Genomic DNA, 23,829 nt, shown 5'->3' on the forward strand with positions numbered 1-23,829 from the left:
CCCTCAGTTTCCGGCCAGCTGGGTCGAGACCGGGGTCTCGGCCAGTGCCGTCTGGTAGTTCGAAATAAGCGCCTCGACCGAGGGCCCGATGATGTCGGTCACCAAAGCCGGATAGACGCCCAGAAGCAGGGTCATCGCCACCAGCGGCGCGAAGATCGCCCGCTCGCGCAGGTTCATGTCGCTGATGGTCCGGAGCGATTCCTTGATCAGGTCGCCGAAGACCACCCGGCGATAGAGCCAGAGCGCATAGGATGCCGACAGGATCACGCCGGTCGCCGCGACCGCCGCCACCCAGGTATTGACCTGGAAGATGCCCGCCAGCGTCAGGAACTCGCCGATGAAGCCGCTGGTGCCCGGCAGGCCGACATTGGCCATGGTGAACAGCATGAAGATCAGCGCATAGGCCGGCATCCGGTTCACGAGCCCGCCATAGGCCTCGATCTCGCGGGTATGCATCCGGTCATAGATGACGCCGACGCAGAGGAACAGCGCGCCCGAGACGAAGCCGTGGCTCAGCATCTGGAAGATCGCCCCGTCGAGGCCCTGCCGGTTCGCCGCGAAGATCCCGATGGTCACGTAGCCCATATGGGCGACCGAGGAATAGGCGATCAGCTTCTTCATGTCCTTCTGCGCCAGGGCCACCAGCGAGGTGTAGACGATGGCGATGGCCGAGAGCCAGAAGACCAGCGGCGCCCAGATATCCGAGGCCACCGGGAACATCGGCAGGCTGAAGCGCAGGAAGCCGTAGCCCCCCATCTTCAGCATGATCGCCGCCAGCACCACCGAACCCGCCGTCGGCGCCTGCACGTGGGCGTCGGGCAGCCAGGTATGGACCGGCCACATCGGCATCTTGACCGCGAAGGAGGCGAAGAAGGCCAGCCACAGGAAGGTCTGCATGCCGCCGACCACGGTCTTGCCGCCGATCACGATGTCGCCCGCGCTGAACTGATGCGTCAGCAGGGTCGGGATGTCGGTGGTGCCGGCATCGATATACATCGCCAGCATCGCCACCAGCATCAGCACCGAGCCGAGGAAGGTGTAGAGGAAGAACTTGAAGGTGGCGTAGATCCGGTCCTTGCCGCCCCAGATGCCGATGATCAGGAACATCGGGATCAGGCCGCCTTCGAAGAACAGGTAGAACAGCACCAGATCCAGCGCGCAGAACACGCCGAGCATCAGCGTCTCGAGCACCAGGAAGGCGATCATGTATTCCTTGACCCGGTAGGTCACCGTCCAGCAGGCACCGATGGTGATCGGCATCAGGAAGGTGGTCAGCATCACGAACAGGACCGAGATGCCGTCGACGCCCATCTTGTAGCGCAGACCCAAGAGCCACGAACGATCCTCGACGAACTGGAAGCCGGGGTCCGAGGGCTCGAACTGGAACAGCACGAAGAGCGAGATCAGGAAGGTCGCCGTCGTCGCGATCAGCGCCACCCATTTCGCATTGGCCTGGTCCGAGGCGCTGTCGCCCTTGAGGAACACGCCCAGGATCAGCGCCGCGATCAGCGGGGTGAAGGTGATGATGGAAAGCAGGTTGTCCATTACTGGGCTCCCCCGGTCAGCGCCATCCAGGTGACGAGCACGGCGATGCCGATGACCATGGCGAAGGCATAGTGATAGACGTAGCCCGACTGCAGTCGGCCCGCGAGGCGGGTGAAGAAGGGCACGATGCCCATCGCCACCCCGTTGATGCCGCCATCGATGATGCCGCCATCGCCTCCTTTCCAGAGCGCCCGGCCGATATTGCGCGCGGGCTGGACGATGATCGCGTCATAAAGCTCGTCGAAATACCACTTGTTCAGCAGGAACAGGTAGAGCGGACGGGCCGCGCGCGCGGTCCGGGCCGGAAGCTCGGGCGAGCTGATATAGAACAGCCAGGCCACGGCGAAGCCTCCCAGCATCGCCAGGAAGGGCGAGGCCTTGACCCATTTCGGCGCCTCATGCGCATTTTCCATCGCGTGGTTGTCGGGCGCGGTATAGATCGCCCCCTGCCCCGGCAGCGCGGCCGCACCCTCGGCGGCGGTCCCGCCATGTTCGCCGGCCGCGGCAGCGACCTCATGCGAGGGCACGCCGTAGAACCGGTTCACCTTGTCATGGTCGCCGAAGAAGTCGCCGTACCACAGCATCCCCGCCAGCACCGCGCCGACGCTCAGCACACCCAGCGGAACCAGCATGGTCCAGGGGCTTTCATGGGCATGCTCATGCGCATGCTTGTCGCCCCGCGCCTTGCCGAAGAAGGTCAGGAAGATCAGCCGCCAGGAATAGAAGCTGGTGAAGGCCGCCGCGATCACGAGCATCCAGAAGGCCAGGTTGGCACCGCCGCCCCAGGCGCTCTCGATGATGGCATCCTTCGAGAGGAACCCTGCAAAGCCGATATGGGTCAGCGGAATGCCGACACCGGTGATCGCCAGCGTCCCGATCATCATCGCACCGAAGGTATAGGGGATCTTGGTCCTCAGACCGCCATAGTTCCGCATGTCCTGCTCGTGATGCATGGCATGGATGACCGAGCCCGCCCCGAGGAACAGCAGCGCCTTGAAGAAGGCATGGGTCAGCAGGTGGAACATCGCCGCCGAATAGACGCCGACGCCCGCGGCCACGAACATGTAGCCCAGCTGCGAACAGGTCGAATAGGCGATCACCCGCTTGATGTCGTTCTGCACAAGACCGATGGTCGCCGCGAAGAAGGCGGTCAGCGCGCCGATGAAGACGATCATCGCCTTGGCATCGGGTGCGAATTCCAGCACCGGCGACATCCGGCAGACGAGGAACACCCCGGCCGTGACCATGGTCGCGGCGTGGATCAGCGCCGAGACCGGGGTCGGCCCCTCCATCGCGTCGGGCAGCCAGGTATGCAGGAAAAGCTGCGCCGATTTCCCCATCGCGCCGATGAAGAGCAGCACGCCCACCACATTGGCCGCGCTCCAGCTGCCGCTCAGGAAGCTGAGCTGGGTCGTCGCCAGCTCGGGCGCCTTGTCGAAGATGTCGTCGAAGCTGACGCTGTCGAGCAGGAAGAACAGCGAGGCCATCGCCAGCAGGAAGCCGAAATCGCCGACCCGGTTGACCACGAAGGCCTTGATCGCCGCGGCATTGGCCGAGGGCTTGCGGTAATAGAACCCGATCAAGAGGTAGGAGGCGACGCCCACGCCCTCCCAGCCGAAGAACAGCTGCACGAGGTTGTCGGCCGTCACCAGCGCCAGCATGGTGAAGGTGAAGAAGGACAGATAGGCGAAGAAGCGCGGCTTGTAGCTTTCGCCCTCGCGCCATTCGGGATCATGCGCCATGTAGCCGAAGCTGTAGAGATGGACGAAGGCCGAGACCGTCGTCACCACGATCAGCATGATCGCGGTCAGCCGGTCGATCCGGATCGACCAGTCGGCCACCAGGCTGCCGCTGTCGATCCAGCGGAAGATCTCGACCTGGCGCATCTCGCCGTCGAAGCCCGTGAACACGACCCAGGAGAACAGCATCGACAGGAACACCATCGCCGTGGTGATCCACATCGCGGCCTTCTCGCCGAACATCCGGTAGCCGAAGCCGCACAGAAGCGCGCCGATCAGCGGGGCGAAGAGGATGATCTTTTCCATGAGCCCCTAGCCTTTCATCACGTTGACATCGTCGACCGCGATCGACCCGCGGTTGCGGTAGAAGCAAACCAGGATGGCAAGCCCGATGGCGGCTTCGGCAGCAGCGACGGTCAGCACGAACATGGTGAAGATCTGGCCGACCAGATCGCCCAGATAGGCCGAGAAGGCGACAAGGTTGATATTGACCGACAAGAGCATCAGCTCGATCGACATCAGGATGACGATCACGTTCTTGCGGTTCACGAAGATCCCGAAGATGGCGATGACGAACAACGCCGCGGCCACCGTCAGGTAATGTTCCAGTCCGATCATTCCGTTCCTCCGGGCCGTCCGCCCGCTAGTCCCTTGCGTTCCGGGGTTGCGGGGCCTGTCACAGGCCCTGCCCCGGTTTCACGTCCTTCAGCTCCATCGCCTTCGCCGGATCGCGATACATCTGCGCCAGCACGTTCTGGCGTTTGACATTGGGCCGGTGGCGCAGGGTCAGCACGATGGCACCGACCATCGCGACCAGCAGCACCAGCCCCGCGGCCTGGAAGAGATGGATGTAGTCGACATAGATGAGCTGTCCGATCGCCAGCGTGTTGTGGATCTCGGCCGGGTCCGGCGTCGGCGCGCCACGCAGCGCCGCGGCCCCGTCCGCGCTTTTCCAGGCCCCGTAGACCAGGACCAGCTGGGCCAGGAAAACCGCCCCGATCAGCCCCGCGATGGGGAAATAGGCCGCCATCTTCGCCTTGAGCTCGGTGAAATCGACATCGAGCATCATCACCACGAAGAGGAACAGGACCGCGACCGCGCCGACATAGACGATGACCATCAGCATCGCCACGAATTCGGCCCCCAGCAGAACGAAAAGCCCGGCCGAGCTGAGAAAGGCCAGGATCAGCCACAGCACCGAATGCACGGGGTTGCGCGCCAGGACCACGAACAGGCCCGAGACCACGGTCACCACAGAAAACGCATAGAACGCGAATTCACCCAGGGTCATTTGCCCGTCTCCTCGTCCGTTTCGTCGAATACCGTCTGCGCCAGGTCCAGCGCCCGGCTCATGGCGGGAATGCCGCCCAGCATCGCCATCTGGTAGATCACCTCGGCGATCTCGCGTTCCGTCGCCCCGGCCTCGAGCGCATGGCGCACGGCGATCTTGAACTGGGCATCGGCCTGCGCGCCCAGGACCGTCAGCCCCGCGACCACGACCAGAAGCCGGGTCTTGCTGTCCAGCCCGTCGGGGTTGAACGTGTTGCCCCACATCATGTCCATGAAATCCTTGGGCATGGTCGGGATCAGCTTGTCGAACCCGTGCACCTGGAAGCTTTCCAGCGCCGGGTTGAAGGTGCGGGCCATCTTGTGGCTCTGCTCCAGCATCTGTTCGAAGAGTTTGGCGTATCCGCTCATCTGTAGGGCGCATCCAGTTCGAGGTTGCGGGCGATCTCGGCCTCCCAGCGGTCGCCATTCTCAAGCAGTTTCTGCTTGTCGTAGAACAGCTCCTCGCGGGTCTCGGTCGCGAATTCGAAATTCGGGCCCTCGACGATGGCATCGACCGGGCAGGCCTCCTGGCAGAAGCCGCAATAGATGCATTTGGTCATGTCGATGTCGTAGCGCGTGGTCCGGCGCGAGCCGTCCTCGCGGGGTTCGGCATCGATGGTGATGGCCTGGGCCGGGCAGATCGCCTCGCAGAGCTTGCAGGCGATGCAGCGTTCCTCGCCCGAGGGATAGCGCCGGAGCGCATGCTCGCCGCGGAACCGCGGGCTGAGCGGCCCCTTTTCATGCGGATAGCTCAGCGTGGCCTTCGGCGCGAAGAAATATTTCATCCCGAGCCTGAAGCCCTGAAGGAAATCCATGAGCAGGAAGTACTTGCCCGCCCTTTGCCAGTCGATTGCAGCCATGTCAGCCTCCCACTGCCCAGCGGGCATAGGCGCCGCCGAACAGCTCGAATTGTGCGAAGAAGGCCACCGCGACGACCCAGATCAGCGACATCGGCAGGAACACCTTCCAGCCCAGCCGCATCAGCTGGTCGTAGCGGTAGCGGGGCACGATGGCCTTGACCATCGCGAAGAGGAAGAAGAACACCGCCATCTTGCCGACCATCCAGATCGCGCCGTCGGGCAGGCCCGGGACGGGCGACAGCCAGCCGCCGAAGAACAGGATGCTCATCAGCGCGCACATCAGGAACATCGCGATATATTCGCAGGCCATGAACAGCAGGAAGGGCGTCGAGCCGTATTCCACCTGATAGCCGGCAACGAGTTCGGATTCGGCCTCGGGCAGGTCGAAGGGCGGGCGGTTGGTCTCGGCCAGCGCCGAGATGAAGAACAGGAACACCATCGGGAAATGCGGCAGCCAGTACCAGGACAGGAAGCCGAACCGCCCGTCCTGCGCCGCAACGATGTCACCGAAGTTCAGCGAGCCGGTCGAGAGGATGACGCCGATGATGATCAGCCCGATCGACACCTCGTAGGAGATCATCTGCGCCGCCGAGCGCAGCGAGCCGAGGAAGGCGTATTTCGAGTTCGAGGCCCAGCCGCCCATGATCACGCCGTAGACCTCGAGAGACGAGATCGCGAGGATGTACAGGACGGCGACATTGATGTCGGCCATCACCAGCCGGTCCGAGAACGGGATCACCGCCCAGCAGAGCAGCGGCATCACGAAGGCGATCAGCGGCGCGATCAGGAAGACCGGCCGGTCCGCCCCCGCCGGTATGATCACCTCCTTGACCACGTATTTCAGGGCGTCGGCGACGGTCTGCAGCAGCCCGAACACCCCCACCACGTTGGGCCCGCGCCGCATCTGCACCGCCGCCCAGATCTTCCGGTCGCCATAGACCAGGAACAGCAGCGAGATCATCACGAAGGCAATGACCATCAGGCCATGTCCCATGATCGTCAGCGCCAGCCCAATGCCGGTATCCATGAAGTCAGCCATCTCGCCTCGTCATTCCTCAGACCGTCGGTATGCCCCGCGTGGCGCAGTCCCGTATTTCCTGCCGGGCATCGACCCGGCTGACGCCTCGCGGAAACGTCCTTGTCATCATGTAGACCGCGTCCGCCGTCCAGACGCCGCCCCCTTCCCGGCCAAGCGTCGTGCGCAGATGGCGCGCGAAGCCGTAGCCGTTGTCGAGCGCATGCCGCGCAACCGCGCAGCGCCCGTAATCGTCGAGCCCCCCGACCCCGTCCGGGGCGCGCATCCGCAGCGCCACCTCGACCAGGCCGTCCTTCAGCGCCACCGTCTCGGCGCCGAGATAGGCGGGCGTGCGGCCCGGGGCGCTGGCACCGGGCAAGGGCGAACAGCCCGCCGCGCTGCCGGTCGCAACCGCGAGGGCCAGCCCCGCCATATGCCGCGCGCCCCTGGCCACCCCTATTCGGCCGCCATCGGCGCCGCGCGCCGGGCCTTGGCATTGGCCGACAGCTCGGCCATCAGCGCCGAGGCCCGCGCGATCGGGTTGGTCAGGTAGAAATCCCTGACCGCATAGCGGAACTCGGCCCGGCCCGGCTCGGCCAGGTCCAGCGGCCGCCAGGGATTCTCGATCACCTCGTCGACCAGCCGGAAATCGGGATGCGCCTCGGTCAGCTTGCGCCGCAGCTGGGTCAGGCTGTCGAAGGGCAACCTGGCCTCAAGCTCGGCCGACAGCGCCCGCAGGATCGCCCAGTTCTCCTTGGCCTCGCCCGGCGGGAAGCCCGCGCGAACCGCCAGTTGCGGCCGGCCCTCGGTATTGACGAACAGCCCGGCCTCTTCGGTATAGGCCGCGCCGGGCAGGATCACGTCGGCACGATGCGCGCCGCGATCGCCATGGCTGCCCTGATAGATCACGAAGGGCCCGGCGCCGATCTCGACCTCGTCGGCCCCGAGATTGTAGATCACCTCGGCGTCGCCGGTCGCGGCCTCGATGCCGCCTTCGGCCACGGCGCCCAGATCCATCGCGCCGACGCGCGAGGCGGCGCTGTGCAGCACCAGAAGCCCCCCGCCCAGCCGCCCGGCCAGCGCCATCGCCTGGCTGAGGACGGCTTCGCCATCGGCCTCGGTCAGGGCCCCCTGCCCGACGATCACCAGAGCGTTCTCAGTCTTTTCGGCCGAACCCGCCAGCCGGACCAGCGCGGCACGGTCGGCGCCTTCCTCGATCACGTCATAGGTCAGGTCAACGGCAGGGCCGACCCGATGCACGGCCGCGCCATGCATCCAGGCCTTGCGGATGCGGGCGTTCAGAACCGGGGCCTCGGCACGCGGATTGCTGCCGATCAGGTAGATCTGGCGGGCGCTGTCGATATCCTCGATCGCCGCGGTCCCGACATAGGCCGACCGGTTGCCCGCGGGCAGCCGGGCGCCGTCGGTCCGGCATTCGACCGTGCCGCCCAGACCCTCGACCAGGGATTTCAGCGCGAAGATTGCCTCGACCGGGGCCAGATCGCCGATCAGCCCGGTCACCTTGCGGCCGGTCATGGCGGCGGCAGCGGCGCGCAGCGCCTCGGCCCAGCTCGCCGGACGCAGCTTGCCGTTCTCGCGGATATAGGGCCGGTCGAGACGCTGGCGTTTCAGCCCGTCCCAGACGAAGCGGGTCTTGTCCGAGATCCATTCCTCGTTCACGCCGTCATGGTTGCGAGGCAGGATCCGCATCACTTCGCGGCCCTTGGTATCGACCCGGATATTCGAGCCGAGCGCATCCATCACGTCGATGGTTTCGGTCTTGGTCAGTTCCCAGGGCCGGGCGGTGAAGGCATAGGGCTTCGAGGTCAGCGCGCCGACCGGGCAAAGATCGATGATGTTGCCCTGCAGCTCGCTGTCCAGCGTCTGGCCCAGATAGGAGGTGATCTCGGCATCCTCGCCGCGGCCGGTCTGGCCCATCTGGGTGATCCCCGCCACCTCGGTGGTGAAGCGCACGCAGCGGGTGCAGGAGATACAGCGGGTCATGCAGGTACCGACCAGCGGGCCCAGATCGGGGTCGATCGAGGCGCGCTTGGGCTCGCGATAGCGGCTGAAATCGACGCCATAGGCCATCGCCTGGTCCTGCAGGTCGCATTCGCCGCCCTGGTCGCAGATCGGGCAGTCGAGCGGGTGGTTGATGAGCAGGAACTCCATCACCCCTTCGCGGGCCTTTTTCACCATGGGCGAATTGGTCTTCACGACCGGCGGCGCGCCTTCGGGGCCGGGGCGCAGGTCCTTGACCTGCATCGCGCAGGAGGCGGCGGGCTTGGGCGGGCCGCCGACGATCTCGACCAGGCACATCCGGCAGTTGCCGGCGATGGAGAGGCGCTCATGGTAGCAGAAGCGCGGGATCTCGATCCCGGCGACTTCGCAGGCCTGAAGCACCGTCATGGCCGGGTCGACCTCGATCTCGGTGCCGTCGATGATGATCTTGCGTAGCTCTGCCATGCTCTTGCCTTGTCGCTTGCTGCGTCGTCCCGCCCCGATCCGGCGGGGCACGCGTCCTAGATCCCGGATCGGGCGCGCCCGGCGCCCGTCCCTGCCGCAGGCGCGGCCCGCCCGGCCGCCCTCCCGTCTGTTCCTGCCCGCGCCGTCATCACTGGCGCGCCCTCAGAAGACGGCCGATCTCGGTCCGGGACCGGATCTCGGCCAGGCCCACGGGGCAATAGCTCTGGGGCTCGTCGAGCCGCACGCCGCGGGCCGTGAGCCAGTTGCGGGCGGCGGTCTCGACCCGGGCCTTTTCGGCCTTGTCCTCGACGAAGGCACGGATCTCGGCATCCGGATAGCCAAGCCGCGTGGCCTTCGATTTGAGCCGCTGCATATAGCCGAAAGCGGTCAGCATACGCGCCCCGATCGTGGGGCATTTCTTGCGGATCATGTCGGCGGTCGCGATCACCTGCAGCCCCCGGACGATCTCGGTCTGCTCGCCAAGCGCCGGACGCGGCTCGGCGCCCGCGGCCGAAACCGTGGCGGCAAGACCAAGCCCGGCGGCAAAAGCCGCGGCCCGTCCCAGGGGCGATATGACCGCCGTCAAGCTCACTCGGCGGCCACGGCGCTGGTGCGGCCGGTCTTGCGGGCGCGGATCCGGTCCTCGATTTCATCGCGGAAATGCCGGATCAGGCCCTGGATCGGCCAGGCCGCGGCATCGCCGAGCGCACAGATGGTGTGGCCCTCGACCTGTCTGGTCACGTCGAAGAGCATGTCGATCTCTTCGATCTCGGCCTCGCCGCGCACCAGCCGGTCCATCACCCGCATCATCCAGCCGGTGCCTTCGCGGCAGGGCGTGCACTGGCCGCAGCTTTCATGCTTGTAGAAAGAGGCCAGCCGCCAGATCGCCTTGATGACATCGGTCGACTGATCCATCACGATCACCGCCGCGGTGCCGAGGCCCGATTTCTGCTCGCGCAGCCAGTCGAAATCCATCACCGCGTCTTCGCAGATCTGCGCCGGCAGAAGCGGCACCGACGAGCCGCCCGGGATCACCGCCTTGAGGTTTTCCCAGCCGCCGCGCACCCCGCCGCAATGGCGGTCGAGCAACTCGCGCAGGCCGATCGACATGCTTTCCTCGACCACGCAGGGCCGGTTCACATGGCCCGAGATCGCGAACAGCTTGGTGCCGGCATTGTTCGGGCGGCCGAAAGACGAGAACCAGTCGCCGCCGCGGCGCAGGATGGTCGGCACCACCGCGATCGATTCCACGTTGTTGACCGTGGTCGGGCAGCCGTAAAGCCCGGCGCCCGCCGGGAATGGCGGTTTCATCCGCGGCATGCCCTTCTTGCCCTCGAGGCTTTCCAGAAGCGCGGTTTCCTCGCCGCAGATATAGGCGCCCGCGCCATGGGCCAGGTAAAGATCGAAATCCCAGCCGGTCTTGGCGGCGTTCCGCCCCAGAAGCCCGGCATCATAGGCCTCGTCGATGGCCGCCTGCAACGCCTCGCGCTCGCGGATATATTCGCCGCGGATGTAGATGTAGCAGGCATGGGCCTGCATCGCGAAAGAGGCGATCAGCGCGCCCTCGATCAGCGTATGCGGGTCATGCCGCATGATCTCGCGGTCCTTGCAGGTGCCCGGCTCGGACTCGTCGGCATTGATGACAAGGTAGTGCGGCCTTCCGTCACTTTCCTTCGGCATGAAGGACCATTTAAGCCCGGTAGGGAAACCCGCCCCGCCACGGCCGCGCAAACCGGATTTCTTCATCTCGTCGATGATCCAGTCCCGGCCCTTGGCGATGATCTGAGCCGTGCCGTCCCAATGTCCGCGGGCGCGCGCGCCGGAAAGTGTGCGGTCGGACATCCCGTAAAGATTGGTAAAGATCCGATCCTGATCCGTCAGCATGGTTCGTCCCCGCTGTGTTGTCCTGACGCGGCCTCGCGGCCTGCTGGGTCTTGGCGCGTCCGGCAGGCAGGCATGGCCGCCCGCCGGGCACAATCGCATCGTCTGTGCAGGAGGGGAAGTCCGCGCCGCCAGGCGGCGTCGGGTCCTCCCTGCCCTGCAGGCTCAGCCTTCCTTGGCCAGAGCCCTGGCCTGTGCCACCCAGTCATCCCGGCTGACACGGCCCTTGAAGCCTTCCAGGTTCTCATCCATCCAGGCCACGTCCGCGGCCGTCCAGGATGCGATCTGATCGTAGTGGTAGATCCCCAGATCGTTCACCTGTTTTTCCAGTTTCGGACCGACGCCCTTGATCTTCTTCAGGTCGTCGGCACCACCGGCCCGAGGAGCCGACAGCGCGGCAGGACCGTTCCCCACCTTTTCTTGGGCGGCAGTGGGCGCCGCCTCAGGCTTTGGGGACGAGGTCTCCGCGGCGTCGGCCTTCGGCGCAACACGGGCCGCAGGAGCGGCGGCCGCCTTCGGCGTCGATCTCGGCACGGTCGGGGCCACTTTCGGACCGCCGGGCTTCGGACGGTTCGGGACCACGATCGCCGCATTGGCATCGCGATAGGGCTTCATGGCGGCCATGGCCTCGCGCTTCTTGGCCACCATCGCCGAGAATTCGGCGTCGGTATGGCAGAAGGCCCAGGTCAGGACAACGCCGGCGACCACGAAGGTGCCGAAGCCGCCGACAAAGGCGCCCAGAGCCCAGAGGCCGACACCATAGCCGATGGTGGCCACGGTCAGACCGCAAAGCGCGGCGACCAGCCACCAGAAGATGGCAAACTTGAATCTTGCTTCTGTGCGAGAAATGTTCATGCGTTCTCTCCGCTACGACGGTTGTTCTCCGACGCCATTTGTAACGCTTTAACTTCCGTCTGTCTTGACGTCTTCCGCCGCAGCCCCCGCGCCCTGCCAGGGCGTCAAAAGAGGCACTTCGGTCCCGTCAATCCGCTTGATACCGTCGCCGACCGCCAGAGCCCGCGCGACCGACGCATTATGCGCGTTGGCCTTCTCGCCATCGGCCAGGCTGGAAAGCCCGCCCTTGGGTTCCGAGGCAAAGCGGCCGTTCTGCGGCCCCGGCACCGGAACCTCGCCGCGCGCCAGCGTGTCGAGGATCGCACCAAGGCTCTCGGCGGTGAGATCCTCGTAATAATCCTTGCCGACCTGGATCATCGGCGCGTTCGAGCAGGCCCCGAGGCATTCGACCTCTTCCCAGCTGAACCGGCCATCGGCCGAGAGCATATGCGGCTCGGGCGCGATCTTTTCCTTGCAGACCGAGATCAGGTCCTCGGCGCCGCAGATCAGACAGGAAGTCGTGCCGCAGACCTGCACATGCGCGACCGAGCCCACCGGGGAAAGCTGGAACATGAAGTAGAAGGTCGCGACCTCAAGCACGCGGATATAGGCCATGCCCAGCATGTCGGCGACATATTCGATCGCCGGACGGGTCAGCCAGCCTTCCTGCTCCTGCGCGCGCCACAGAAGCGGGATCACGGCCGAGGCCTGGCGTCCTTCGGGATATTTCGTCAGCTGCGCCTCGGCCCATTTGCGGTTCTCGGGCGTGAAGGCGAAACTGTCGGGCTGCTCGGGGTGAAGGCGTCTCAGCATCGGTCGGAAAACTCTTCGAAAGCTTGGGGTTGGGCGGCGCGTGTCATCTGTCGACCTCGCCGAACACGATGTCGAGCGTGCCGATGATCGCCGCCACGTCGGCCAGCATGTGGCCCTTCGAGACAAAGTCCATCGCCTGCATGTGCAGGAAGCCCGGCGCGCGCAGCTTGGCGCGGTAGGGCTTGTTGGTGCCGTCGGCCACCATGTAGACGCCGAATTCGCCCTTCGGCGCCTCGACCGCGGCATAGACCTCGCCCGCGGGCACGTGGAACCCTTCGGTGTAAAGCTTGAAGTGATGGATCAGGGCTTCCATCGAGGTCTTCATGTCGCCGCGCTTCGGCGGCGTGATCTTGCCGCGCGCCAGCACCTCGCCCGGCTCCTTGCGCAGCTTGGCGCAGGCCTGGCGGATGATCCGGGTCGACTGCCGGATCTCTTCCATGCGCACCAGATAGCGGTCGTAACAATCGCCGTTCTTGCCCACCGGGATCTCGAAGTCGAACTCGTCATAGCATTCATAGGGCTGCGAGCGGCGCAGATCCCAGGCCAGCCCCGAGCCGCGCACCATCACGCCCGAGAAGCCCCAGTCGAGAATGTCCTGTTCGGTGACGACACCGATATCGACATTGCGCTGCTTGAAGATCCGGTTCTCGGTCAGGAGGCCGTTGATATCGTCGACCACGCGGGGGAAGGCCTCGGCCCAGGCGTCGATATCCTCGATCAGCTGCGGCGTCAGGTCCTGATGCACGCCGCCGGGCCGGAAATAGGCGGCGTGAAGCCGCGCCCCGCAGGCCCGCTCGTAGAACACCATCAGCTTCTCGCGTTCCTCGAAGCCCCAGAGCGGCGGCGTCAGCGCCCCCACATCCATGGCCTGCGTGGTGACGTTCAGCAAGTGGTTCAGCACCCGGCCGATTTCCGAGAACAGCACCCGGATCAGCTGCGCCCGGCGCGGCACCTCGGTGCCGGTCAGCTTCTCGACGGCCAGACACCAGGCATGTTCCTGGTTCATCGGCGCGACATAGTCGAGCCGGTCGAGATAGGGCAGGTTCTGCAGGTAGGTGCGGCTTTCCATCAGCTTCTCGGTGCCGCGGTGAAGCAGCCCGATATGCGGGTCGGCGCGCTCGACGATCTCGCCGTCAAGTTCCAGCACAAGCCGGAGAACCCCGTGCGCCGCAGGGTGTTGCGGGCCGAAGTTGATGTTGAAGTTGCGGATCTTCTGTTCGCCGGTCCGCACGTCCTGGAAGGCGTTGTCCTTCATCTCAGACCTCCGTCCGGGTGGCCGCGCCAGCCCCGGACATCTGTTGCCGCGCCGGCCGGAAAGCGGCCGCGCGATCGTCGTTGCCGCCGGAACGGGCGATGGCGGGGATGCAGCAGAACCGTTCCATCACGCCTTCGCCTTCTCGTCGCCGGGCAGGATATAATCGGCCCCTTCCCAGGGCGACATGAAGTCGAACTGGCGGAATTCCTGCACCAGGTTCACCGGCTCGTAGACCACGCGCTTCTGCGCCTCGTCATAGCGGACCTCGGTATAGCCGGTGGTCGGGAAATCCTTGCGCAGCGGATGGCCGCGGAAGCCGTAATCGGTCAGCAGCCGACGCAGATCGGGATGGCCCGAGAAGATGATGCCGAACATGTCGAACACCTCGCGCTCGAACCAGTTGGCCGAGGGGTGCACGGACACGATCGAGGGAATCATCTCGTCCTCGCGCAGCGCGCAGCGGATGCGGATCCGCTGGTTCTGATACATCGACAGGAAGTGATAGACGACGACGAAGCGCGCCTCGCGCTCGGGATGATCGACGGCGGTGATGTCGACCAGCGACGAGAACCGGCAGCCCGCATCCGAGCGCAGGAATTCGGTGAAGGCGACGATCGCGGCGGGTGCGGCGTCGATATTGAGCTCGCGATGCGCGACCTCCCAGCCGATCACGCAATCGGGGCGCTTGGCCGCGATCAGGGCGCCGAGTTCTTTCAGCGACTCATCCATGGCTTACCTCACGATGGTCCCGGTGCGGCGGATCTTGCGCTGAAGCTGCAACAATCCGTAAAGCAGGGCTTCGGCCGTGGGCGGACAGCCCGGCACGTAGATGTCGACCGGCACGATCCGGTCGCAGCCGCGCACCACCGAATAGGAATAGTGGTAATAGCCGCCGCCATTGGCGCAGGACCCCATCGAGATCACATAACGCGGCTCGGGCATCTGGTCGTAGACCTTGCGCAGCGCCGGCGCCATCTTGTTGGTCAGCGTGCCCGCCACGATCATCAGGTCGGACTGGCGCGGACTGGCGCGCGGCGCGGTGCCGAAGCGTTCCAGATCGTAGCGCGGCATCGAAACCTGCATCATCTCGATAGCGCAGCAGGCAAGACCGAAGGTCATCCAGTGCAGGCTGCCGGTGCGCGCCCAGTTGATGATGTCAGCCGTAGAGGTCACGAGGAAACCCCGGTCCTGCAGCTCGGCATTCAGCGCCTGGGTGGCCACCTCGCGGTCGCCCCCAGCAGTATTGGGGCCGGTCATCACGCCCATTCGAGCGCCCCTTTCTTCCATTCATAGGCAAAGCCGATCGTGAGAACGGCGAGAAAAACCATCATCGACCAGAACCCGACAAGACCGATGGTGCCGAAAGCGACGGCCCAAGGGAAGAGAAATGCAATCTCGAGGTCAAAGATGATGAAAAGGATCGCCACGAGGTAGAACCGGACATCGAAGGTCATCCGCGCATCGTCGAAGGCGTTGAAGCCGCATTCATAGGCCGAGAGCTTCTCGGGATCGGGGTGGCGAACTGCCACGATCACCGCCGAGAGCATCAGGATAAGCCCCAGCGCAATGGACATGCCGAAGAATATAGCAATGGGAAGGTAGTTGCTCAGGAGCTGGTCCACCTCGGTCTCCCTATCTTGCCGCGCGCGGCCCGGTGCCGCGCGCACTGGTTTTCCGACCGTGACGTTAGTCGGGGCCGCGGCAGGGGGTCAACAGGCCCGCCCCGCGATCCGCGCCCCTCTGTTACAGCGCCGCGGCAGAAATGTATACAGTCGTGCGCATTGAAAATGCCGCGCCTCGGCTTTTGCCGCCAAAGATCTGTAAAATCTTAGTTTTCTGACGGCTCAGAGCCCGAAAACGGGGCGTTTCAGGGCTCGGCCGGGGCGCTCCAGGCCGGTTTGCGGCGGGCAAAGAAGGCCGCGATTCCCTCGGCAGCCTCCTCGGTTTCCCAGGCTGCGACAAGGCGCGCAATGCTCGCTTCGATCTCTGCCTCGCCGATCCGCGGCCCGAGGCTCAGCACCTGCGCCTTGGCCCGCGCGACCGCGCCCGGGGCGCAGGCCAGATAGGGCGCGACCTCGGCCTCGACGGCGGCCTCCAGCGACTCGCCGGGCACCGCGCGCGCCAGCAGGCCGAGCGACACCGCCTCGGCCGCGTCGAAGCGCCGCCCCGACATGAATACCCGCCTGGCACCGGCCTCGCCCAGCCGCGCCACGACATAGGGGCCGATGGTGGCGGGAATCAGCCCCAGCCGGGTTTCGGTCAGGGCGAAACGCGCGGTCTCGACCCCGACAGCCACATCGCAGACCGAGATCAGTCCGATGCCACCGCCGAAGGCCTGGCCCTGGACCCGGCCGATCAGCGGCTTGGGCATCTCGTTCAGCGCGCGCAGCATGGTCGCAAGCTTGCGCGCCTCGGCCGCGCGGGTCGCGGCATCGGCCTGCATCTGTGCCGTCATCCATGCCAGATCGCCGCCGGCGCAGAAGCTTTCGCCCGCCCCGGTCAGCACCACCGCGCGCACCGCCGGATCGGCACCGAGCCGCCGCGCGGCCTCGTCGAGCCCCGCGATCAGATCTGCCGACAACGCATTATGCTTGTCCTCGCGCCGCAACGTGACCCGTGCCACGCCGCGCGCATCGATCCCGATCTCCAGATCATCCTGCATGTCGCTCCTCCCGATGCCTTCCCGGCCTCTGCGACCCTAGCCGCGCCCGGCGCCGCGGCCAAGCGCCCGGAGCCCCGCCGATGCGGCCTTGAAACGGCGCCCCGGCTCGGGCAGCTAGGGGCATGGCCAAACCGACAACCGTCTTCACCTGCACCGCCTGCGGCGCGACCCAGAACAAATGGTCCGGGCGCTGCGACGCCTGCGGCGCCTGGAACACCATCACCGAGGATGCGCCGCTAAGCGCGGGCCCGGCCTCGAAATCCCTGGGCGCCGCGCGCGGACGGCGGCTGGCGCTCAGCGATCTGGCGACCTCCGAGCCCGAACCGCCCCGCGCCGCCTCGGGGCTGAGCGAGTTCGACCGGGTGCTGGGCGGCGGGCTGGTCCCGGCCTCGGCGATTCTGGTCGGCGGCGATCCCGGCATCGGCAAGTCGACGCTTCTGTTGCAAGCCGCCGCCGCCTTCGCCAATCAGGGGCTCAAATGCCTCTATATCTCGGGCGAGGAAGCCGGCGCCCAGGTCCGGATGCGGGCGCGCCGGCTGGGGCTGGCCGAGGCGCCGGTGAAGCTGGCCACCGAAACCGACCTTCGCGCGATCCTGACCACGCTCGAGGCCGAAAAGCCCGATCTGGCGATTCTCGATTCGATCCAGACCCTCTGGGCCGACATGGTCGACAGCGCGCCGGGCTCTGTCGCGCAGGTGCGCGCTTCGGCGCATGAGCTGACCGTCTTCGCCAAGCGCCACGGCACCGCGGTGATGCTGGTCGGCCATGTCACCAAGGAGGGCCAGATCGCGGGCCCGCGCGTGGTCGAGCACATGGTCGACACCGTGCTGTATTTCGAGGGCGAGCGCGGCCACCAGTTCCGGATCCTGCGCAGCGTCAAGAACCGCTTCGGCCCGGCCGACGAGATCGGCGTCTTCGAGATGACCGGCGGCGGGCTTGCCGAGGTCGCGAACCCCTCGGCGCTGTTTCTGTCCCAACGCGGCACCCCTGCCCCCGGCGCCGCCGTCTTCGCGGGGATCGAGGGCACGCGGCCCGTTCTGACCGAAATCCAGGCGCTGGTCGCGCCCTCGCCGCTGGGTACGCCGAGACGGAGCGCCGTCGGGCTCGATGCCGGGCGGCTCTCGACCACGCTCGCGGTGCTCGAGGCGCGCTGCGGCATCCCCTTTGCGGGCTTCGATGTCTATCTGAACGTGGCCGGCGGGCTGAAGGTGACCGAACCCGCCGCCGATCTGGCGGTCGCGGCCGCGCTGCTATCGGCCCGCGAGGATGTGGCATTGCCGCCAGACTGCGTTCTTTTCGGCGAAATTTCCCTGTCCGGGGCATTGCGTCCGGTGGCCCAGACCGAAAACCGGTTGAAAGAGGCGCTGAAACTTGGTTTTTCCAGCGCCATCGCGCCCGAACGCAGCAAGCTCGGCGCACCCGGCGGCATGAAGGTCCGGCAGATGCCCGACCTGACCGCCTTCGTCGGGGAAATTTTCGGCGCCGGTTAGCCCGAGGAGGGACGAGTCCATGGAGTCATTCACCGTCGTTGACGGCATTGTTGCCGCCGTGATCCTGGTCTCGGCCATTCTCGCCTATTCCCGGGGGATGGTGCGCGAGATCATGGCCATCGCGGGCTGGATCATCGCCGCGATCATGGCCTTCACCTTCGCACCGCAGGCCGAGCCGCTAGTGCGCGAGATCCCCTACCTGGGCGATTTCATCGGCAGTTCCTGCGAGATCTCGATCATGGCCTCCTTCGCGGCGGTCTTCGCGGTGGCGCTGGTGATCGTGTCGCTGTTCACGCCGCTCCTGTCCTCGATGATCCAGGGCTCGGTGCTGGGGGGCGTCGACCAGAGCCTCGGCTTTCTGTTCGGCGCGGCGCGCGGCGCGCTGCTGGTGGCAGTCGCCTTCTTCGTCTACGGCATGGTGATCACCGATCACAGCTTCCCCGCAGTCGAGAATTCGCGCTCCTCGGCGGTCTTCGCCTCGCTGACCGCCAAGATCGCCGAGACCGACCCCGAACAGGCGCTGGGCTGGCTGACCACCCAATACGAACAGCTCGTGGGCACCTGCGGCGCGCCGCAGTAAGCCCCCGTCGCGCTCTTGCGCCCCCGGCCCTGCCAGAGTCGCGGGGCCGTGAAGCCTTGTTCATGATCCTTTCGTGACACCGCGCGCCGGAGCGACTAGAGAGAGCCCAACTTCCTCAGTCGGATTCGGAGCCCCGCTGCCCATGCGCCCGCATTCCCCCCGTACCATGCCGCCTTCGCATCCCTTCGACGATGACAAGCTCAAGGAGGAATGCGGCGTCTTCGGCGTGATCGGCCTGGCGGATGCCGCCAACTTCGTGGCCCTCGGCCTGCATGCGCTGCAGCATCGCGGCCAGGAAGCGGGCGGCATCGTCTCCTACGCGCCCGAAAGCGGGTTCCAGTCGGCCCGCCGCTTCGGCTATGTCCGCGACAACTTCACCAAGGCCAGCCTGATGGAGACCCTGCCCGGGTCGCTCGCCATCGGTCATGTCCGCTATTCGACCGCCGGATCGAAAGGCCAGACCGCGATCCGCGACGTCCAGCCCTTCTTCGGCGAATTCGCCATGGGCGGGGCCGCCATCGCCCATAACGGCAACATCACCAATGCCGTGGCGCTGCGCCGCGAACTGATCCAGCACGGCTCGATCTTCCAGAGCTCGTCCGACAGCGAATGCATCATCCACCTGATGGCGCGCTCGTTCCAGAAGACCATCCCCGAGCGGATGAAGGACGCGCTGCGCCGGGTCGAGGGCGCCTTTTCGGTGGTTGCCATGACCCGCACCAAGCTGATCGGCGTGCGCGACCCGCTGGGGGTGCGGCCGCTGGTGCTGGGACGGATCGGCGAGGGCTGGGTCCTGAGTTCCGAGACCTGCGCACTCGACATCATCGGCGCCGAATTCGTGCGCGAGATCGAGCCGGGCGAAATGGTCCTGATCTCGCCCGAGAAGGGCGTCGAGAGCTTCCAGCCGTTCGAACGCCGCGCCTCGCGCTTCTGCATCTTCGAGCATGTCTATTTCTCGCGCCCCGACTCGATCCTTGGCGGCCGGTCGGTCTACGAGACCCGGCGCCAGATCGGGATCGAACTGGCCCGCGAGGCGCCGGTCGAGGCCGACTTGGTCTGCCCGGTGCCCGACAGCGGCACGCCCGCCGCCATCGGCTATTCGCATGAAAGCGGCATCCCCTACGGCATGGGGATCATCCGCAACCAGTATATGGGCCGGACCTTCATCGAGCCGACCGAGCAGATCCGCAACATGGGCGTCCGGCTCAAGCTGAACGTCAATCGCGCCCTGATCGCCGGCAAGCGGATCATCCTCGTCGATGACAGCGTGGTGCGCGGCACGACCAGCCAGAAGATCCGCGAGATGATCCTGGATGCGGGCGCGGCCGAGGTGCATTTCCGAATCGCGAGCCCGCCCACCGCCTGGCCCTGCTTCTATGGCGTCGACACGCCCCAGCGCGACAAGCTTCTGGCCAGCCGGATGTCCGAGGACGAGATGTGCGAGCATCTGGGCGTCGACAGTCTCAAGTTCATCTCGCTCGACGGGCTTTACCGGGCCGTGGGCGAGGCCGGCGGCCGCAATGACCGCTGCCCGCAATATTGCGATGCCTGCTTCTCGGGCGATTACCCGGTGGCGCCAAGCGACATGATCCAGAAGGGCTTCCAGACCAAGGCGGCCGAATAGGCCGCCTGCGCCGGATTGTCGCCCGGCCGGTCCCGCCCGGGGCCGGGATCTTGACGCCATCGCTCAGGTATTCCAAGGACCGTCCATGACAGACCAGAAACTCGCCCTTGTGACTGGCGCCTCGCGCGGATTCGGCGCGGCGGTTGCCGAAGAGCTGGCTCGTGCCGGCTATCATGTCGTCGCCGTCGGCCGCACCACCGGCGCGCTCGAGGAACTCGACGACCGGATCAAGGCCCTGGGCGGCAGCGCGACGCTGGCGCCCATGGACATCACCGAAACCGACGCCATGCGCACGCTGTGCCGGGGCATCTACGACCGCTGGGGCCATGTCGATCTGTGGGTCCATGCCGCGATCCAGTCGCCGCCCTTCAGCCCGGCCGAGCAGATCGACCTGCCGTTCTGGACCAAGGCGGTCAAGGCCGATGTCGAGGCGCTGGGCGTGCTGGTCTCCTTCATCGCGCCGCTTCTCAGGGTCGCGCCGGGCGGCGGCAGCGCCGTCCTGATCGACGATCAGGCCGAGGGCCCCTTCCTTGGCGCCTATGCCGCCTGCAAGGCCGCGCAGCGCGCGCTGTTCCAGGCCTGGGAGGCCGAGCAGGCCCGGCTGCAGGACGTGCATGTCCGCCGCTTCGTGCCCGCGCCGATGCCCACCAACCACCGCAACCGGCTTTATCCCGGCGAGAATACCGAGGCGCTGGCGCGTCCGGCCGACGAGGCGCGCCGCATGGCCGCCGAGCTCGGGCTGGCCTGACCCGGTCCCTTGCGCCCGGCCCCCGGAGACCCTCCATGCCTCCGGGGCGTCCTCTCAAGGACAGGCGCGGGCATAACCGCCCTTCCCCGCAAGGTTTCCGGCCACGGACCCCGGCATCGCCTTTACGCCTCGGGTCCGCTCCACTATGGAAGGGCAATAAGGCAAGGTTGAGCAGGTATGCGCATTCTCATCACGAATGACGACGGGATCAACGCGCCCGGTCTGGCGGTGCTCGAGGCCATCGCGGCCGAGGTAGCCGGCCCCACCGGCGAGGTCTGGGTCGTCGCCCCCGCTTTCGAACAGTCGGGCGTGGGCCACATGATTTCCTATACCCGCCCGATGATGATCGCCGAGCTGGGCCCGCGCCGGTTCGCGGCCGAAGGCTCGCCTGCCGATTGCGTGCTGGCCGGGCTTTACGACGTGATGACCGATGCCCGCCCAGATCTGGTTCTGTCGGGCGTCAATCGCGGCAACAACGCCGCCGAGAACGTGCTTTATTCGGGCACGATCGGCGGCGCGATGGAAGCCGCGCTGCAGGGCCTGCCCGCCATCGCCCTGTCGCAATATCTCGGGCCGCTGAATTACGATGACGACCTGCAATTCGAGGCCGCGGCCGCCCATGGCGCCGCCACGGTCAATGCGCTGCTCGACCGGGGGACCTGGGACGGGGCCGATTACCGGCTGTTCTACAACGTGAATTTCCCGCCGGTTCCGGCCGATCAGGTCAAGGGGCTGAAGGTCGGACCGCAGGGCTACCGCCGCGATGCCTCCTTCGGGGTCGAGCCGCATCTGTCGCCCTCGGGGCGCAAGTTCCTCTGGATCCGGGGCGGCGCGCAGAACCTGCCGACCGCGCCCGGCTCGGACGCGGCGCTGAACCTCGACGGCTATATCGCGGTGACGCCGCTTCGCGCCGATCTGACCGCGCATGACTGCATCGCCGACGTGAAGGCCCGACTGGGATGACCGACGACCCGACCGCCGAGCGCAAGATGCAGTTCCTGTTCGCGCTCAGGTCCAGGGGCGTGACCGACAGGCGTGTTCTGACCGCGATGGAGGAGATCGACCGCGGCCAGTTCGTCACCGGCCATTTCGCGCAGCACGCCTATGACGACACCCCCCTGCCGATCGCCTGCGGCCAGACCATCAGCCAGCCCTCGGTGGTCGCGATCATGACCCAGGCGCTGGACCTGCAACCGCGCAACAAGGTGCTCGAGATCGGCACCGGCTCGGGCTATCAGGCGGCGGTGCTGTCGCGTCTGTCGCGCCGGGTCTATACGCTGGAACGCCACCGCAGGCTTGCCGCCGCGGCGCAGAAGCGGTTCGAGGCGCTGGGGCTGACCAATGTCACCGCGATGGCCGCCGACGGCTCGCGCGGGCTGCCCGATCAGGCGCCCTTCGACCGCATTCTGGTGACCGCCGCCGCCGAGGACCCGCCCGGGCCCCTATTGGCGCAGTTGCGGGTTGGCGGTATCATGATCGTGCCGGTCGGCCAGTCCGACACGGTGCAGCGGCTGATCAAGGTCACCCGCGGCGAGAACGGCTTTGACTATGACGAGCTCAGGCAGGTCCGGTTCGTGCCCCTCCTCGAGGGGCTTGGTCAGGACTGAGGGCCGGGGCAAGAGAAGAGAGACGCGAGGGTCCGGCGAAACGGGCCCCGTACGCAGCGAGGATCGAGCGATGGACCTTATTTTCCCCGCCCGCCGGTTGCCGGCCCGGCTTCTGGCCCTTGGCCTGGGGATGACCCTGGTCGCCGGCTGCGAAAGCGGCTGGGACTATGATTTCCGCAATCTCGGCAACAACCCGACACCGCCGCGGGTCGAGGCCGCCCCCCGGCCCGAGCCGGATCGGCGCGGCGTGATCTCCTACCCGACCTATCAGGTCGCGGTCGCCCGGCATGGCGACCGGCTGGCAGATGTCGCCGGCCGGGTCGGGCTGCCCGCCTCCGAGCTGGCCAGCTATAACGGCATTTCCGAGACGGCCAGGCTCAATAACGGCGAGATCATCGCCCTGCCCCGCCGGGTCGCCGAATCCGGCAGCGGCGTCGCTGCGGCCCCGGCCGGCAACGGCACCATCACCCCGGCGGGCCAGGTCGATATCGCGACGCTGGCGGGCGATGCGCTCGACCGGGCGGGGGGCACGGCCCCGGCGGCAAGCAAGCCCACGGGGCAGGAGCCGGTCCGCCACAAGGTGGCGCGCGGCGAGACCGCCTATTCGATTGCCCGGCTTTACAATGTCACGCCACGCGCGCTGGCGGACTGGAACGGGCTCGGCCCCGACCTGACCGTGCGCGAGGGCCAGTATCTGCTGATCCCGGTGGCAAGCGAGCCCCGCCGCCAGAGCGGCACGGCGACGGCTGGCGCTTCTGCGGCAGCGGCGGCGCAGACCACCGAGAAGCCCGGCCAGGGCTCGGCCGTTTCTCCCCCGCCCTCGGCGGCAACACCGCTGCCCAGGCCCGAGACCACGGCCAAGCCAGCGGTGCCGGCCTCGCCGCAGATGGCCAAGGAAGCGACAGCCGCGACAGCCCGCTTCGCGATGCCGGTCTCGGGCAGCATCATCCGCGGCTATCAGAAGGGCAAGAATGACGGCGTCGACATCTCGGCCAAGGCCGGTACCGCGGTGAAGGCAGCCGCCGACGGCACCGTGGCGGCGATCACCCGCGACACCGACCAGGTCCCGATCCTCGTCGTCCGGCATGCCGACAACATGCTGTCGGTCTATGCCAATATCGACGGGATCGCGGTGCAGAAGGGGGCCAAGGTCACCCGTGGCCAGACCGTGGCACAGGTGCGCTCGGGCAATCCCGCCTTCCTGCATTTCGAGCTTCGCAAGGGGTTCGAAAGCGTCGATCCGATGCCGTATCTGACACCGTAAGAGCCCGCGAGGCGCCCCCTAACGGGGCGCCCTCCGGGCAAAAATCTTCGTCGAAGATTTTAGTACCGGCGCCTGCGGCGCCGGTAAGGGTATTTGAACCAAGAAGAAGCGGAAGCT

25 protein-coding genes and 1 pseudogene are annotated in these 23,829 nt (G+C 66.5%); 7 read left to right on the forward strand and 19 right to left on the reverse strand.

Annotation, left to right across the window (positions count from 1 at the left end; all coding sequences use genetic code 11):
- Positions 1 to 3: 3 nt before the first annotated feature.
- The 19 genes and pseudogenes from A6W98_RS15435 to A6W98_RS15520 form a co-directional block, all read right to left on the reverse strand.
- Entirely contained in the window at positions 4 to 1,545 is a 1,542-nt protein-coding gene (locus tag A6W98_RS15435) for an NADH-quinone oxidoreductase subunit M (RefSeq protein ID WP_042462919.1), read from the reverse strand.
- On the reverse strand, positions 1,545 to 3,590 hold the full coding sequence (nuoL, locus tag A6W98_RS15440; RefSeq protein ID WP_042462921.1) for an NADH-quinone oxidoreductase subunit L: 2,046 nt from the start codon (positions 3,588 to 3,590) through the stop codon (positions 1,545 to 1,547). The genes A6W98_RS15435 and nuoL overlap by 1 nt, the downstream gene beginning before the upstream one ends.
- Before the next feature lie 6 nt (positions 3,591 to 3,596).
- Positions 3,597 to 3,902 (reverse strand): NADH-quinone oxidoreductase subunit NuoK, encoded by a 306-nt coding sequence (gene nuoK, locus A6W98_RS15445; RefSeq protein ID WP_042462923.1) that lies wholly within the window; start codon positions 3,900 to 3,902, stop codon positions 3,597 to 3,599.
- 58 nt (positions 3,903 to 3,960) lie between these two features.
- The gene (locus A6W98_RS15450; protein WP_042462925.1) at positions 3,961 to 4,575 is read right to left on the reverse strand and encodes an NADH-quinone oxidoreductase subunit J; all 615 of its coding nucleotides are present in this window, start codon (positions 4,573 to 4,575) and stop codon (positions 3,961 to 3,963) included.
- Complete coding sequence (locus A6W98_RS15455; protein WP_042462928.1) at positions 4,572 to 4,982, reverse strand: carboxymuconolactone decarboxylase family protein; 411 nt, start codon at positions 4,980 to 4,982, stop codon at positions 4,572 to 4,574. The genes A6W98_RS15450 and A6W98_RS15455 overlap by 4 nt, the downstream gene beginning before the upstream one ends.
- A complete protein-coding gene (gene nuoI, locus A6W98_RS15460; RefSeq protein ID WP_042462930.1) occupies positions 4,979 to 5,473 on the reverse strand; it encodes an NADH-quinone oxidoreductase subunit NuoI in 495 nt (164 codons plus the stop codon). Before nuoI ends, A6W98_RS15455 begins: the two co-directional genes overlap by 4 nt.
- Position 5,474: 1 nt before the next feature.
- Positions 5,475 to 6,512 carry an NADH-quinone oxidoreductase subunit NuoH gene (nuoH, locus tag A6W98_RS15465; protein ID WP_042462932.1) on the reverse strand — a complete coding sequence of 346 codons (1,038 nt, stop codon included), beginning with the start codon at positions 6,510 to 6,512 and terminating at the stop codon, positions 5,475 to 5,477.
- A 16-nt stretch (positions 6,513 to 6,528) separates the two neighbouring features.
- The gene (locus A6W98_RS22005; protein ID WP_063490939.1) at positions 6,529 to 6,921 is read right to left on the reverse strand and encodes a hypothetical protein; all 393 of its coding nucleotides are present in this window, start codon (positions 6,919 to 6,921) and stop codon (positions 6,529 to 6,531) included.
- A 23-nt stretch (positions 6,922 to 6,944) separates the two neighbouring features.
- The gene (gene nuoG / locus A6W98_RS15475) at positions 6,945 to 8,954 is read right to left on the reverse strand and encodes an NADH-quinone oxidoreductase subunit NuoG (protein WP_042462935.1); all 2,010 of its coding nucleotides are present in this window, start codon (positions 8,952 to 8,954) and stop codon (positions 6,945 to 6,947) included.
- Between the two features lie 148 nt (positions 8,955 to 9,102).
- Positions 9,103 to 9,540: a DUF5333 domain-containing protein gene (locus A6W98_RS15480; RefSeq protein ID WP_052678091.1), complete on the reverse strand. Its 438-nt coding sequence runs from the start codon at positions 9,538 to 9,540 to the stop codon at positions 9,103 to 9,105.
- Between the two features lie 2 nt (positions 9,541 to 9,542).
- Positions 9,543 to 10,838, reverse strand: coding sequence for an NADH-quinone oxidoreductase subunit NuoF (gene nuoF, locus A6W98_RS15485; protein WP_042462937.1), 1,296 nt, complete (start codon positions 10,836 to 10,838; stop codon positions 9,543 to 9,545).
- A gap of 162 nt (positions 10,839 to 11,000) precedes the next feature.
- The gene (locus A6W98_RS22010; RefSeq protein WP_231098293.1) at positions 11,001 to 11,612 is read right to left on the reverse strand and encodes an endonuclease; all 612 of its coding nucleotides are present in this window, start codon (positions 11,610 to 11,612) and stop codon (positions 11,001 to 11,003) included.
- A gap of 144 nt (positions 11,613 to 11,756) precedes the next feature.
- A pseudogene (gene nuoE, locus A6W98_RS15495) lies at positions 11,757 to 12,482 on the reverse strand (NADH-quinone oxidoreductase subunit NuoE); the annotation flags it as partial.
- Between the two features lie 43 nt (positions 12,483 to 12,525).
- Positions 12,526 to 13,737 carry an NADH-quinone oxidoreductase subunit D gene (locus A6W98_RS15500; protein ID WP_042462944.1) on the reverse strand — a complete coding sequence of 404 codons (1,212 nt, stop codon included), beginning with the start codon at positions 13,735 to 13,737 and terminating at the stop codon, positions 12,526 to 12,528.
- A gap of 1 nt (position 13,738) precedes the next feature.
- Positions 13,739 to 13,864, reverse strand: coding sequence for a hypothetical protein (locus A6W98_RS22155; protein ID WP_256714908.1), 126 nt, complete (start codon positions 13,862 to 13,864; stop codon positions 13,739 to 13,741).
- Positions 13,864 to 14,466, reverse strand: a complete 603-nt coding sequence (locus tag A6W98_RS15505) for an NADH-quinone oxidoreductase subunit C (protein ID WP_042462946.1) — start codon at positions 14,464 to 14,466, stop codon at positions 13,864 to 13,866. The genes A6W98_RS22155 and A6W98_RS15505 overlap by 1 nt, the downstream gene beginning before the upstream one ends.
- A 3-nt stretch (positions 14,467 to 14,469) precedes the next feature.
- Positions 14,470 to 15,003: a NuoB/complex I 20 kDa subunit family protein gene (locus A6W98_RS15510; RefSeq protein WP_196760189.1), complete on the reverse strand. Its 534-nt coding sequence runs from the start codon at positions 15,001 to 15,003 to the stop codon at positions 14,470 to 14,472.
- Positions 14,994 to 15,311, reverse strand: a complete 318-nt coding sequence (locus A6W98_RS15515) for an NADH-quinone oxidoreductase subunit A (RefSeq protein ID WP_202923896.1) — start codon at positions 15,309 to 15,311, stop codon at positions 14,994 to 14,996. Before A6W98_RS15515 ends, A6W98_RS15510 begins: the two co-directional genes overlap by 10 nt.
- Positions 15,312 to 15,604: 293 nt before the next feature.
- The gene (locus tag A6W98_RS15520; RefSeq protein WP_042462952.1) at positions 15,605 to 16,399 is read right to left on the reverse strand and encodes a crotonase/enoyl-CoA hydratase family protein; all 795 of its coding nucleotides are present in this window, start codon (positions 16,397 to 16,399) and stop codon (positions 15,605 to 15,607) included.
- A 122-nt stretch (positions 16,400 to 16,521) separates the two neighbouring features.
- On the opposite strand from A6W98_RS15520, the gene radA reads away from it, so the two are divergent.
- The 7 genes from radA (at position 16,522) to A6W98_RS15555 (ending at position 23,712) form a co-directional block, all read left to right on the forward strand.
- The gene (gene radA / locus A6W98_RS15525) at positions 16,522 to 17,889 is read left to right on the forward strand and encodes a DNA repair protein RadA (RefSeq protein ID WP_042462955.1); all 1,368 of its coding nucleotides are present in this window, start codon (positions 16,522 to 16,524) and stop codon (positions 17,887 to 17,889) included.
- A gap of 19 nt (positions 17,890 to 17,908) precedes the next feature.
- Positions 17,909 to 18,469, forward strand: coding sequence for a CvpA family protein (locus A6W98_RS15530; RefSeq protein WP_042462957.1), 561 nt, complete (start codon positions 17,909 to 17,911; stop codon positions 18,467 to 18,469).
- A gap of 166 nt (positions 18,470 to 18,635) precedes the next feature.
- A complete protein-coding gene (purF, locus tag A6W98_RS15535; RefSeq protein WP_042462960.1) occupies positions 18,636 to 20,093 on the forward strand; it encodes an amidophosphoribosyltransferase in 1,458 nt (485 codons plus the stop codon).
- A gap of 85 nt (positions 20,094 to 20,178) precedes the next feature.
- Positions 20,179 to 20,841 (forward strand): SDR family NAD(P)-dependent oxidoreductase, encoded by a 663-nt coding sequence (locus A6W98_RS15540; protein WP_042462961.1) that lies wholly within the window; start codon positions 20,179 to 20,181, stop codon positions 20,839 to 20,841.
- Positions 20,842 to 21,018: 177 nt separating this feature from the next.
- A complete protein-coding gene (gene surE / locus A6W98_RS15545) occupies positions 21,019 to 21,804 on the forward strand; it encodes a 5'/3'-nucleotidase SurE (RefSeq protein WP_042462964.1) in 786 nt (261 codons plus the stop codon).
- Positions 21,801 to 22,448, forward strand: a complete 648-nt coding sequence (locus A6W98_RS15550; protein ID WP_042462967.1) for a protein-L-isoaspartate(D-aspartate) O-methyltransferase — start codon at positions 21,801 to 21,803, stop codon at positions 22,446 to 22,448. The genes surE and A6W98_RS15550 overlap by 4 nt, the downstream gene beginning before the upstream one ends.
- A gap of 70 nt (positions 22,449 to 22,518) precedes the next feature.
- Entirely contained in the window at positions 22,519 to 23,712 is a 1,194-nt protein-coding gene (locus A6W98_RS15555; protein ID WP_075788330.1) for a peptidoglycan DD-metalloendopeptidase family protein, read from the forward strand.
- The last annotated feature ends 117 nt before the right edge of the window (positions 23,713 to 23,829 follow it).

Source organism: Rhodovulum sulfidophilum DSM 1374, from assembly GCF_001633165.1.
Lineage (GTDB): Bacteria > Pseudomonadota > Alphaproteobacteria > Rhodobacterales > Rhodobacteraceae > Rhodovulum > Rhodovulum sulfidophilum.